We start from the raw sequence: 12,466 nt of genomic DNA, 5'->3' as shown, positions 1-12,466 counted from the left end.
GAGCTGGCTGTGCGACAAGATCAGCGATGCGCTGACTCAGTGGCCGCCGGCGTTGAGCTTCCCGGCCAGGCGCGTGCGCATCTCAACGCTGGCCTCGTTGAGGCCGATGACCTCGACGTCCTTGCCGTAGTGCTCGTACTTCTCCTGGATGCTGTCGAGCGCGGCGATCGTCGACGCGTCCCACAGGTGCGAGGCGTGCATGTCGATGACGATCTTCTCCGGATCCGTCGCGTACTCGAACTGGTAGTAGAGGTCGTTCGACGAGGCGAAGAACAGCTCGCCGTCCACCACGTAGGTGGCCACGGCGTCGTCGCCCTCACCGGATTCCGTGCGCTTGACGGTCACGAAGTGCGCCACCCGGCGGGCGAAGAGGATCATCGCCATGAGGACGCCGATGCCGACGCCGATCGCGAGGTTGTGCGTGGCGACCGTGCCGATGACGGTGACCAGCATGACGGCCGTCTCCGACTTGGGCATCCGCTTGAGCGTGGACGGCATGATCGAGTGCCAGTCGAAGGTCATGATCGACACGAAGATCATGATGGCCACCAGCGCCGCCATCGGGATGATGGCCACAATGTCGCCGAGGGAGACCACCAGAATCAGCAGGAAGATGCCCGCCAGGAACGTCGAGATGCGCGTACGAGCGCCCGAGGCCTTCACGTTGATCATGGTCTGGCCGATCATCGCGCAGCCGCCCATGCCCCCGGTGAAACCGGAGACGATGTTCGCGACGCCCTGACCCCACGACTCGCGGGTCTTGTTCGAGTGCGTGTCGGTGATGTCGTCGACGAGCTTGGCGGTCATCAGCGACTCCAGCAGGCCGACGAAGGCCATCGCCAGCGCGAACGGGAAGATGATCTGCAGCGTCTCGAGGTTGAACGGGACGTTCGGGATGAACAGGCCCGGCAGGGAATCCGGCAGGTCGCCTTTGTCGCCGACGGTCGGGACGGCGATCGAGGCCATGACGGTAATGAGCGTCAGGATGACGATCGACACGAGCGGCGCCGGCACCGCCTTGGTGATTCGCGGCAGCACAAACACGATCAGCAGACCCAGCGCGGTGAGCGGGTAGACCATCCACGGCACGCCGAGCCAGACCCAGTCGTGGGTGTCGAGACCGAGCTCCGGCAGCTGCGACATGAAGATGAGGATCGCCAGCGCGTTCACGAAGCCGATCATGACCGAACGCGGGATGAAGCGCATGAGCTTGGCGACGCCCACGAGCGAGAGGACCACCTGCAGGATGCCGGCGAGGATCACGGCCGCGATGAAGTAGTCGATGCCGTGGCTGGCGACGAGCGGTGCGACGACGAGCGCGACGGCACCCGTCGCAGCTGAGATCATGGCCGGTCGCCCGCCGACGAAGGCGATCGTGACGGCCATGGTGAAGGAAGCGAACAAGCCCAGGCGCGGGTCGACGCCGGCGATGATCGAGAACGCGATCGCCTCCGGGATCAGGGCCAGAGCGACGACGAGTCCGGCGAGCACCTCCGTCTTCAGCAGGCGCGGCGAGCGGAGCGTGCGCAGGACCGACTGGCGCTCGATCGGCGTCAGCTCGGCGGATGCGGCTTTCGTGGACATTGGTGCCTTTCCTCTTCTGGTGCGGCGGAGAACGCCGGGCGCGCGGCCGCGGGCGGTCCGATCTAGACCGGGCCGCCCACACCGATGTGGTCGAAGTTCGTAGAATGGAGCCTGCTTCACTGGATCACGGCAGGAAGTGCCACCGGCAGGCTGGAACCAGCGTACCCTAACGTAACGTTAGGGTTGAAGGAGTGTGACAGACGCCACCACCGTGGCGCCGTCCCACCCGGGAAAGAGGAGAGACATGCAGATCGGCGAACTTTCGGAGGCCGTCGGCCTCTCGCTGCGCACCATTCGCCACTACGACGACGTCGGCCTCCTCCCGGCCTCGCGCACCGAGGGCGGCTACCGCGTGTACACGGAGGGCGACCTGCGGCGCATGCTCGCCATCCGCACCCTCAAGCCGCTGGGCTTCTCGCTCGAGGAGATGCGCGGCATCCTCGACGCGATCGACGCCGTCGAAGCGGACCCAGACGACGACGCGGCCCGCGCCCGGCTGCGGGAGTACACCGAGCAGGTCGCGGCGAAGCGGGAGCAGATGTCCGTCAACCTCGACCGCGCCACGTCCCTCGTCACTCAGCTGCGCGAGCTCGCCTGAGGCGGGTCCGATGCCGACAACCGCCGCTGACCTGCTGGCCGAGCTCCACGCCGTCGCCGATCCGGTCGCGCACCCCAACCACCACTACCGCGGCAATGGACCGGTGCTCGGCGTCCGCATGGGAACGCTCTTCGACATCGCCAAGCGGTTCACCGACCTGCCCCTGGGCCAGGTCGACCAACTGCTGGACGAGCCGGGTTACGAGCCGCGCCTGGCCGCCTTCTGCATCCTCGATTTCGCCGTGCGCGCCCGGAGCGCGACCGAATCGGAACGCGCGGACCGCTATGCGCTCTACCTGGCGCGCCACGATCGGATCGATGCCTGGGACATGGTCGACCGGGCCGCGCCCCGCGTCGTCGGCAACCATCTCCGCGACCGATCCAGACAGCCGCTCTTCGAACTCGCGGAGTCGGCGGACCCGCTGCGGCGTCGCACGGCGATCACGGCACCCCTGGCCTACACCCGTCCGCCGCACCCCGAGGGGATCTCGGACCTCTTGGCGATCGCCGAACGCCTGATCAACGATCCCGACCCGGTGGTTGCCAAGCCCGTCGGGACCGCCCTCAAGCACGCCGGCGGCGCAGCTCCCGACGCCGTGCGCGAATTCCTCGACCGGCTCGGCGACCGGATTCCGGCTCCGATCCGACGCGCCGCCCGGGAGAAGCTGCCGGACTGATCGACACGGTGGCCCGTGAGACGGCGAGCACCTCCCCGGCCACCCCGCCCCAGCCAAGCCGGCTACAGGGCGTGCGGGGCCGTCGATTCGCGGACCACAAGACGCGTCTCCAGCTGGAACGGGTGGGCGAACCGCCCGGGATCCCCCGCGAGCGCCAGCACGCGCTCGACCGCAACCTGCCCCATGGAACCGAGGGGTTGGCGGACCGTGGTCAGCGCCGGTGAACTCCACGAGGCGAACCAAGTGTCGTCGAATCCGACGACACTCAGGTCGCCGGGCACCGCGAGACCGACCTCGTGCGCAGTCCGCAGCACTCCGATGGCCATGGCGTCGGACGTCGCGAAGACGGCGGTGGGCGGGGTCTCGGACTCGAGCATCCGCAGGAGGGCCAGTCGGCCGGACTCGGGAGTGAACAAGCCGGGCTGAACCCACCCTGCCGCGACCTCGAGCCCGGCCTGCTGCATCGCGGTGAGGTAACCCTGATGGCGCTCGACGGCGGGAACGGACTCCTCGGGCCCCCGCACGAGTCCGATACGCCGATGCCCCAGGGCCAGCAGGTGCTCGGTGGCCTGCTTGCCGCCCTGCCAGTTCGTGGACCCGATCGTGACGACCTCTTCTGCGTTCGGCGCCGCAGGGTCGACGAGGATGAGCGGCAGGCCGTTCTGCCGGCACCACCGGATCTGCGCGTCTGACACCTCGGAGGTGACGACGACGATGCCCTTCACGCCGCCGGCGACCTGCTGGCGCAGCCAGGCGGGCGACATGACATCGGTACCCTCGCGGGCACCGTGCAGGTCGGTACTGATCAGGGCGACGCCCATGCGCTTCGCGGCATGCACCGCGCCCGAGAGCACCTCGAGGGTGTAAGGGCTCTCGAGATTGTCCGAGACCAGCGTGACCAGGGGCAGGGCGTCGGCCCGGGTTCGTCGGCTCCGCGACCGATAGCCCAGCTCTTCCGAAACTTTCGTGACACTACGACGGACCGTTTCGCCGACGTCGCGGCCGCCGCCGAGCGCCTTGGAAGCCGTCGACAGCGAGACTCCGGCGGCTTCCGCGACGTCCTTCAGCCTGACTTCGGTCATTCGATCACCCCTCTCTCGATACCCACTCCGCACCTCTTGACGTGATGCACCACACACTCTATCTTGTTCCGGCAGTTTGTAATTTTCCGAAACTTTCGTGATAGCGCGAACGCGGCAATGTCGCCCGCGGTCCGTCCCACAAGCCCAAGGAGTACACCTCGATGAATACCGGAGAGCAGACCACCGCGTCCGCCCGTCGCATCTTCCGCCGCCGGATCCTGGCGTCGGCGGCACTCGTCGCGCCGCTCGTCCTGTCCGCCTGCGGCGGCGGCCAACCCGGCGGGGCTGCTCAGCCCGGCACCCCCGGCGCCTGGTACCTGACGGGAGGATCCGAGCCCGTTTTCGACGCATCCTTCGAAGCCTGGAACGAGGCGCACCCGGATCGCGCCTTCGCGACGGAGTCATTCGCCAACGACGCGTTCAAGGAGAAGATCCGCACCGCGGTCGGTTCCGGGCAGGCGCCGACTCTGATCTACAGCTGGACGGGAGGGACGCTGGCCGACTACGTCGCCAACGGAGACGTCGTCGATCTGACCGGAAAGGTGCCCGCACTCGAGTCGAGAGCTCTCGAATCGGTACTCTCCTCCGGCATGGTGGACGGCACTCTCTACGCCGTACCCAACAACAATCCGCAGCCGGTCATCCTGTTCACCAACGAGAAGCTCTTCGAGCAGGTCGGCGTCGAACCGCCCACCACCTGGGAAGAGACGCTGGATGTCGTCGAGAAGTTCGAAGCCGAGGGCGTCATCCCGTTCTCCCTCGCCGCCCAGAGCCGTTGGCCGCTGCTGATGTGGATCCAGTACCTGACCGACCGCATCGGCGGGCCGGAGGTCTTCGACGCCATCGCCGCGAACGAGCCGGACGCCTGGAGCGACCCCGCCATCACCGAGGCGCTCGAGAAGATCCAGGAGCTCGTGGACGCGGGCGCCTTCGGCGATTCCTACGGGTCAGTCGTCGCCGACAACAATGCCGACGTCGCCCTTGTTCATACGGACAAGGCCGCCATGCTGCTGCAGGGCGCGTGGGTCTACCCGAGCTTCGCGACGGACGCGCCCGACTGGTTCGGTGAGGGCAACCTCGGCTACACAGCCTTCCCCGACGTCGGCGGTTCGGGCGACCCCGCGAACATCGTCGGCAACCCCGCCAACTTCTGGTCGATTTCCTCCCACGCCTCCGACGAGGAACAGCAGGCCGCGATCGAGTACCTCGACGAATTCAACCTCAATGAGCAGGCCACCAGGGACCTAGTCGACAACGGCATGGTCCCGGCCACGACCGGCGCCGAGGATCTGCTCGCGGATGCGGACGAGTCCGAATACCTCACCTACGCGTACAACATGGTCCAGGACGCCCCGAACTTCCAGCTCTCCTGGGATCAGGCGCTCGCCGCCGATCAGGCGCAGGAGCTGCTCACGCAGCTCGAGGGGATCTTCCAGGCAACGACGACGCCGCAGCAGTTCGTCGATGCCATGAACGCCACGATCAAGTAGCCCGTGGGTCCTTCCATGGCTACAACATCCACCTCCGCGCCGGCACGGCCCCCGAAACCGCTCACGAGCGGCCGCGGAACCCGCGCCGCCGACGGCCCCAGCGTCTGGATGCTGGCCCCGGCCTTCGCGTTTTTTGGCCTGTTCGCGATCGTGCCGCTACTGGGCGTGGCGCTGCTGTCGCTGACGCACTGGGACGGTCTCGGCTCGCCCTCCTTCGCGGGCCTCGAGAACTGGACGACGGTCTTCACGAATCCGGTGACCCTCAACGCCATGTGGCTCACGCTGGCTATGACGGTCCTGACGTACGTCGTCCAGGCACCGGTCTCGATCCTGCTCGGCGTGTTCATGGCCGGCCGGGAGAAGTACCGTGCAGTGTTCTCAGTGCTCTACTTCCTGCCGCTGCTGTTCTCCGCGGCCGCGATCGGCATCGCTTTCAAGGCCCTGCTCGATCCCAACTTCGGCCTCTCGAACGCGTTCGATGCACCGTGGCTCAACCGGGATTGGCTCGGCGACCCGCAGCTGGTGTTCTACGTACTGGTCTTCGTCATCTCCTGGTCGTTCGTCCCCTTCCACTCGCTGCTGTATCAGGCGGGCGTGAAACAGATCCCGGCCTCCATGTACGAGGCGGCAATGCTCGATGGCGCGGGTCGGGCGCGCACGTTCTTCTCCGTCACGCTGCCCCAGATCAAGTACACGGTCGTCACGAGCTCGACCCTCATGATCGTCGGCTCACTGACGTACTTCGACTTGGTCTTCGTCATGACTGCCGGCGGACCGGGCAACGCAACCCGCATCCTGCCGCTGGATATGTACCTGACCGGATTCCGCAGCTACCAGATGGGACCGGCGAGCGCGATCGCCGTGATCCTCGTGGTGGTCGGACTCATCGTCTCGCTGCTGCTGAACAGGTTCAGCGGCGCGGACAAGATGGAAAGCCAGATGGAGGGCGCATGATGAGCACCGCAACCGCTGACCGCCGGACCACCGCGCGGATATCCTCGTCCCGCAGCCCGAACGTGCTCGGCGGACTCGCCGGAACATTCTGGCTGCTTGTGACCCTCGTGCCGATCTACTACGTCGTCGTCACGAGCCTGCGGCCCCGCGAGGACTACTACTCGTCCAATCCGCTCTCGCTCCCGCTCGAGCCGACACTCGGCGCCTACCGACGGGTGTTGGAAAACGACTTCATCCTCTACTTCGTCAACAGTGCGGTCGTCGCGATCGCCACCGTCGGCGTCGTCCTGGTGGTCTCGCTGCTCGCGAGCTACGTGATCGTGCGCAACCGCGGCGCTGTCTCGAAGTTCGCGCACCGCCTGTTCCTGCTGGGCATCGCGATCCCGATCCAGGCGACGATCATCCCGGTCTACTACCTGATTGTGCAGCTGGGCCTGTACGACTCGCTCCTCGCGCTGATCCTGCCGGGCGTCGCGTTCGCCATCCCAATCAGTGTGCTGATCTTCACCAACTTCCTGCGCGACATCCCCAACGAACTCTACGAGGCCATGACTCTCGACGGCGCCAGCCACTGGCAGATGTTCAAGGTCTTGGTCCTGCCGCTGTCGAAACCGGCGATCGTGACGGTGGGGATCTATGACGCGCTGCAGGTGTGGAACGGATTCCTGTTCCCGCTGGTGCTCACCCAGAGCTCCGAGGTCCGCACCCTGCCGCTCTCCCTGTGGAGCTATCAGGGTGAGTTCTCGGTCGACGTCCCGGCCGTGCTGGCCGCCGTCGTTCTCTCCTGCGTTCCCCTCCTCGCCGCCTACATCCTCGGCCGCCGGCAGCTCATCTCCGGGCTGACCGCCGGTTTCAGCAAGTAAGCCCCCGTCACCACCAAAGGAAACACATGACCAACGAGATTCATCCCTGGCAGCAGACCGATATCCCCGTGAGCGAGCGCGTCGAAGCGCTCCTGAAGCAACTGACCCTCGAGGAGAAGGCCTCGCAGCTCGGTTCGTACTGGATCCGTCCCGAGGACCGGCACGGGGCCGAGGGGAACGTGGCCCCGATGGAGGACACCTTCGCGAGTGGCCGGGTTTCCTGGGAGCAGGAGATCACCAGGGGCCTCGGCCACATCACGCGCGCCTTCGGCTCGGCACCCGTGGCTCCCGATGAGGGCCGGGACCGGCTGGCGGCGCTGCAGCGCGACGTCGTCTCCACCCACCGGCTGGGCATCCCGGCGATCGCGCACGAGGAATGCCTCACGGGCTTCACCACGATGTCCGCGACGTGCTACCCGGCCTCGATCGCCTGGGGCGCGAGCTTCGACGCGCGGCTCGTCGAGGACATGGCCCGCCGTATCGGGGCGGACATGCGCCGCGTCGGGGTACACCTCGGACTCTCGCCGGTGCTCGACGTCGTCCGCGACTACCGCTGGGGCCGCGTCGAGGAGACCATCGGCGAGGACCCGCACCTGGTGGGCGAGATCGGCACAGCGTACGTCCGAGGGTTGCAGGCCGGGGGCGCCGTCGCGACTCTCAAGCACTTCGCCGGGTACGCGGCTTCGCGCGCCGGGCGCAACCACGCCCCCGTGCCGATGGGCACCCGCGAACTCGAAGACGTGGTCCTTCCGCCGTTCGAGCGGGCCGTACGCGAAGGCGGCGCGGGCGCCGTCATGAACTCGTACGCCGACATCGACGGCGAGGCGCCCGCCGCGAGCCGCCGGCTGCTGACCGACGTGCTGCGCGGCCGGTGGGGTTTCGCCGGGACCGTGGTCTCCGACTACTGGGCCGTGAACTTCCTCGAGTCGATGCACAAGGTCGCCGCGGACGTCGACGACGCCGGGATCCTCTCCCTCACCGCCGGCATGGACGTCGAACTGCCCGAGACGAGCGGGTTCCGGAACCTCGCCGCCGCCGTCGCCGAGGGACGGCTCGACGAAGAAGTCTTGGACACCGCCGTGCGGCGCGTCCTGACGCAGAAGGTCGAGCTGGGATTGCTGGACTCGGACTGGACCCCGGAGACGGCGTGGGACGGCGACGTGGTGGACCTCGATCCCACCGCCAACCGCGCGCTCGCCCGGGCCATGGCCGACGAGTCGATCATCCTGCTCAAGAACAACGGCGTCCTGCCCCTGAGTGCTCACGACAGCCGGGACGGAAGCGCCGGCGAGGAGGGCGCCGCGCCGGCGCGCATCGCCGTCGTCGGGCCCTCCGCCTCCCAACCGCGCGCGCATCTGGGCTGCTACACGTTCACCAACCACGTGCTCTCCCGCTTCGCGGAGGCGGGGACGGGACTCGAGATGACTTCGATCCTCGACGCGCTGCGCGCCGAACCGGCCCTCGCCGGAGCGGAGGTCGTCCACGAGCGCGGCGTCGACTTCACCGACACGGACGACGCCGGCATCGCCGCGGCCGTCGCGGCAGCTGCGGGCGCCGAGGTAGCCGTCGTGACCGTCGGCGACCTGGCCGGCCTCTTCGGGACCGGCACCTCGGGTGAGGGCTGCGACGTCGTCGATCTCTCCCTGCCGGGGCGGCAGGGCGACCTGGTGGAGGCGGTGCTCGCGACGGGCACGCCGACCGTGCTCGTGCTCGTCACCGGGCGCCCCTACTCGCTGGGGCGGTTCGCGGACCGGGCGGCGGCAATCGTGCAGGCGTTCATGCCGGGCGAGGAGGGCGGACCGTCCGTGGCCGCCGTGCTGACCGGCGGTGTCAACCCCTCGGGCAAGCTCCCCGTGCAGATCCCCGACCACGTGGGCGGGCAACCGGGCACCTACCTAGCGCCGACGCTCGGCTGGTTCAGCGAGGGCGTCTCGAACCTGGACCCGCGTCCGCTGTACCCGTTCGGCTTCGGGCTCTCCTACACGGACTTCACCGTCTCGGACCTGCGCCTCTCCGCCGGAGAGATCGAGAACGACGGCGTCCTGACCGCCACCGCGACAGTCACCAACACCGGCGCCCGGGACGGAGCCGAAGTCGTCCAGGCGTACCTGAGCGACCACGTCTCGTCCGTAGTGCGGCCGCGGAGGTGGCTCACGGGCTTCGCGAAGGTGCGGTTGGGTCCGGGGGAATCGGCGCGCATCGCCTTCGAGATCCACGCGGACCGGACGTCGTTCACGGGGATCGACCTGCGCCGCATCGTGGAGCCGGGTTCATTCACGCTGCACGTCGGCACGAGCAGCGAGGACCTTCCCCTGTCGGCCGGGTTCGAGATCACGGGCGAGGTCCGCGAGGTGCCCGAGGGCCGCGTCATGGGCACCCCGGTACACGTGCGGTCGGCCTCACTGGGTCGTGCGTCCGAGGCGCCTGCACCGGTGTCCTGACCTTCGGCGCGAACCATGTCCGTTGCCGGTCCGTCCGCTCGCCGTCGTGGTGCTTCACCACGACGGCGCGGCCGCCGGCTACCAGCCGGCCGTGTTGTCCCGCAGCCTGCGGTACTGCTCCAACACACCCGGTGTCGGCTCACCCGCGTAAACCTTGGACCCGGCGATCTCCCACCCCGGCTGCTTCCCCGTCAGCGCCCACGCGGCCTGGCGGGCGGCGCCGAGCGCGACGTACTCGCGCTCCGGAGGCACGACGACGTCGCGCCCCAGGATCGCCGGCGCCAGCTCGCGCACCGCGGCCGACTTCGCGCCGCCGCCGATGAGGAAGATCCGCTCCGCGCCGGTTCCGGTCGACTCCACGAGGTTCGCCACCGCGTCCGCGAGCGAGCACAGCAGCCCCTCGACGCACGCACGGGCGATATCGGCCTGCGTCGTCGAACTCGTGATGCCGGTCAACGTGCCGGTGGCATCCGGTCGATTCGGTGTCCGCTCGCCGTCGAGGTACGGCAGCAGCGTGACCCCGTTCGCCCCCGGCACCGACTCCAGGGCCAGCGCGGCGAGCCGGCCGTGGTCGACTCCGAGCATGCGCGCGCCGAAGTCGAGGACGCGGGCCGCGTTGAGCGTGCAGGCCAGCGGCAGGTAGCGGCCGGTCGCGTCGGCGAATCCGGCCACCAGCCCGCTCGCGTCCGTCGTCGGGGTCGGCGACACCATCGCTGCCACCCCGGACGTGCCGATCGAGAGGGACACGTCGCCGGGCTTCAGGTTCAGCCCCAGCGCGGCGGCCATGTTGTCGCCCGTGCCCGGTGCGATCTTGGCGCCCCAGACGGTCTCCCCCACCACGGCGTCGGGCGCGGCGACCTCCGGCAGCTCGAACCGGTGGCCGAGCGCGGCCTCGGCGAGCGCCGGATCCCACGCGTCGTCCACCGTCGAGTAGTAGCCCGTGCCCGAGGCGTCGCCGCGGTCGGTTGTGAAGCGCGATTTGTCCGCGTTCAGATGCCACGTCAGGTAGTCGTGCGGCAGCAGCACGCGCTTGATACGGGCCGCGTTCTCGGGTTCGTGATCGCGCACCCAGCGCAGCTTGGTCGAGGTGATCGATGGGACCAGCAGGGAGCCGGTGGCCCGCGCGCACGCCTCGTCGCCGCCCATCTCCTCGATGAGGTCGACGGCGGCCTGCGCCGACCGCGTGTCGTTCCAGAGCAGCGCGTCACGGACGACGTCGTCGTGCTCGTCGAGCGCGACAAGCCCGTGCTGCTGGCCGCCGACGGCCACCGCGGCAGCCTGTTCCAGCAGGCCCTCCCCGGCGGTGGCGAGCGCGTCGAGCCACGCCCGCGGGTCGACCTCGGTGCCCTCGGGGTGCTTGGCGCGCCCCTCATCGATCACCTCGCCGGTGTCGGCGTCGACCAGGAGGACCTTGGTGGACTGGGTGGACGAGTCGATTCCGGCGACAAGGGTGCGGCTCATGAGTGAATCCTCGGTTCTGGTGCGTCGTCAGGTCAAGGGGGGGCGGGCACGACGCCGGCGCGTACCGCCGTCGTGCCCGTCGCCCCGGGGCCGGGGCTACTTGCCGCCGAAGCCGATCAGGTGGCGCATCGCCAGCTGGTGCAGGCGGACGAAGCCGTAGTTGCGCTCGCCCGCGGCGTCGGCGTCGAACTCCTCGTAGGCGGAGCGATCGGCGAGCAGATCCGCCAGGGTCTCCCCCGCGGCGATGGTCGGCTGCGCCAGCTCGTTCACGCCGGAGGCCTCGAGCGCCTCCTGCACCTCCGGGTCGGCGCGGAAGGACTTCGCGCGCTCGGCGAGCATGAGGTACATCTCCATGTTCGCCGCGGCCGCGTCGAACTGGCCCTGCGTGTACTCGGTGCGGGAGGGCTTGTAATCGAAGTGGCGGGCGCCGGTGTAGGCGCCCGGCTTCGACGGGAAGCCGTTCTCCAGCAGGTCCACCGTGAAGAAGGCGCTGATCAGGTCGCCGTGGCCGAAGACCAGGTCCTGGTCGTACATCGGGCCGTGCTGGCCGTTGAGGTCGATGTGGAACAGCTTGTCCGACCATAGCGCCTGGGCGAGTCCGTGGTTGTAGTTCAGAGTGGCCATCTGCTCGTGGCCGGTCTCCGGGTTCACCCCGACGATGTCGCCGTGCTCGAGGCGGGAGATGAAGGCGAGGGCGTGGCCGATCGTCGGCAGGAAGATGTTCCCGCGCGGCTCGTTCGGCTTCGGCTCCAGGCCGATGCGCATCTCGTAGCCCTTGGACTTGATGTAGCCGGCGACGGCGTCGAGGCCCTCGGCGTAGCGCTCGTGGGCGACGAGCAGGTCCTTGGACGAGTCGTACTCGCTGCCCTCGCGGCCGCCCCACATCACGAACGTCTCGGCGCCGAGCTCGGCGGCGAGGTCGACGTTCTCGAGCACCTTGCGCAGGCCGAAGCGGCGCACGCCGCGGTCGTTGGACGTGAACGCGCCGTCCTTGAAGACGGGGTGGGCGAACGTGTCCGTCGTGACCATCTCGACCACGAGGCCAGTCTCCTCGACCGCGTCCTTGAGGCGGGACAGGACGGCGTCGCGCTCGGAGGCGGAGGCGCCGAACGGGATCACGTCGTTGTCGTGGAACGTGAAGCCCCACGCGCCCAGCTCCTTGAGCCGGCGCAAGTGCTCGACCGGGTCGATCGCGGGGCGGGTCGCGAGACCGAACTGGTCGCGGGCCTCCCAGCCCGTGGTCCAGAGGCCGAAGGAGAACTTGTGCTCGGGGCGCGGGGTGATCATTCGGGGATCCTTCCGTAAAAGCGATTAGTT

Annotated in this window: 10 protein-coding genes; 6 read left to right on the top strand and 4 right to left on the bottom strand. The window is 68.6% G+C overall.

The window, feature by feature from the left end; all coding sequences use genetic code 11:
- Positions 1-36 precede the first annotated feature (36 nt).
- Positions 37-1,584, bottom strand: coding sequence for a SulP family inorganic anion transporter (locus EV380_RS15320; protein ID WP_130451837.1), 1,548 nt, complete (start codon positions 1,582-1,584; stop codon positions 37-39).
- 244 nt (positions 1,585-1,828) lie between these two features.
- On the opposite strand from EV380_RS15320, the gene EV380_RS15315 reads away from it, so the two are divergent.
- The gene (locus tag EV380_RS15315; RefSeq protein ID WP_130451836.1) at positions 1,829-2,182 is read left to right on the top strand and encodes a MerR family transcriptional regulator; all 354 of its coding nucleotides are present in this window, start codon (positions 1,829-1,831) and stop codon (positions 2,180-2,182) included.
- A 10-nt stretch (positions 2,183-2,192) separates the two neighbouring features.
- A complete protein-coding gene (locus tag EV380_RS15310; protein ID WP_130451835.1) occupies positions 2,193-2,858 on the top strand; it encodes a DNA alkylation repair protein in 666 nt (221 codons plus the stop codon).
- A 62-nt stretch (positions 2,859-2,920) separates the two neighbouring features.
- Here the strand turns inward: EV380_RS15310 and EV380_RS15305 are convergent, their stop codons facing one another.
- Complete coding sequence (locus EV380_RS15305; RefSeq protein WP_130451834.1) at positions 2,921-3,940, bottom strand: LacI family DNA-binding transcriptional regulator; 1,020 nt, start codon at positions 3,938-3,940, stop codon at positions 2,921-2,923.
- Positions 3,941-4,101: 161 nt separating this feature from the next.
- Between EV380_RS15305 and EV380_RS15300 the strand changes: the two genes are divergently transcribed.
- The 4 genes from EV380_RS15300 to EV380_RS15285 are packed head-to-tail and all read left to right on the top strand — an operon-like array spanning position 4,102 to position 9,688.
- Positions 4,102-5,430, top strand: coding sequence for an extracellular solute-binding protein (locus EV380_RS15300; protein WP_130451833.1), 1,329 nt, complete (start codon positions 4,102-4,104; stop codon positions 5,428-5,430).
- Between the two features lie 15 nt (positions 5,431-5,445).
- Positions 5,446-6,384 carry a carbohydrate ABC transporter permease gene (locus EV380_RS15295; RefSeq protein WP_130451832.1) on the top strand — a complete coding sequence of 313 codons (939 nt, stop codon included), beginning with the start codon at positions 5,446-5,448 and terminating at the stop codon, positions 6,382-6,384.
- A complete protein-coding gene (locus EV380_RS15290; protein ID WP_341272775.1) occupies positions 6,381-7,247 on the top strand; it encodes a carbohydrate ABC transporter permease in 867 nt (288 codons plus the stop codon). Before EV380_RS15295 ends, EV380_RS15290 begins: the two co-directional genes overlap by 4 nt.
- 26 nt (positions 7,248-7,273) lie before the next feature.
- On the top strand, positions 7,274-9,688 hold the full coding sequence (locus EV380_RS15285; RefSeq protein WP_130451831.1) for a glycoside hydrolase family 3 N-terminal domain-containing protein: 2,415 nt from the start codon (positions 7,274-7,276) through the stop codon (positions 9,686-9,688).
- A gap of 78 nt (positions 9,689-9,766) precedes the next feature.
- Here the strand turns inward: EV380_RS15285 and xylB are convergent, their stop codons facing one another.
- Together xylB and xylA are read right to left on the bottom strand one after the other, a co-directional pair.
- On the bottom strand, positions 9,767-11,149 hold the full coding sequence (gene xylB / locus EV380_RS15280) for a xylulokinase (RefSeq protein WP_130451830.1): 1,383 nt from the start codon (positions 11,147-11,149) through the stop codon (positions 9,767-9,769).
- Positions 11,150-11,245: 96 nt separating this feature from the next.
- Positions 11,246-12,436, bottom strand: coding sequence for a xylose isomerase (xylA, locus tag EV380_RS15275; RefSeq protein ID WP_130451829.1), 1,191 nt, complete (start codon positions 12,434-12,436; stop codon positions 11,246-11,248).
- Positions 12,437-12,466 lie beyond the last annotated feature (30 nt).

The organism is Zhihengliuella halotolerans (assembly GCF_004217565.1).
In the GTDB taxonomy this organism is placed as follows: Bacteria; Actinomycetota; Actinomycetes; order Actinomycetales; family Micrococcaceae; genus Zhihengliuella; species Zhihengliuella halotolerans.
The sequence above is the reverse complement of the archived record's forward strand: the minus strand, read 5'-3'. Positions and strand labels throughout refer to the sequence as shown.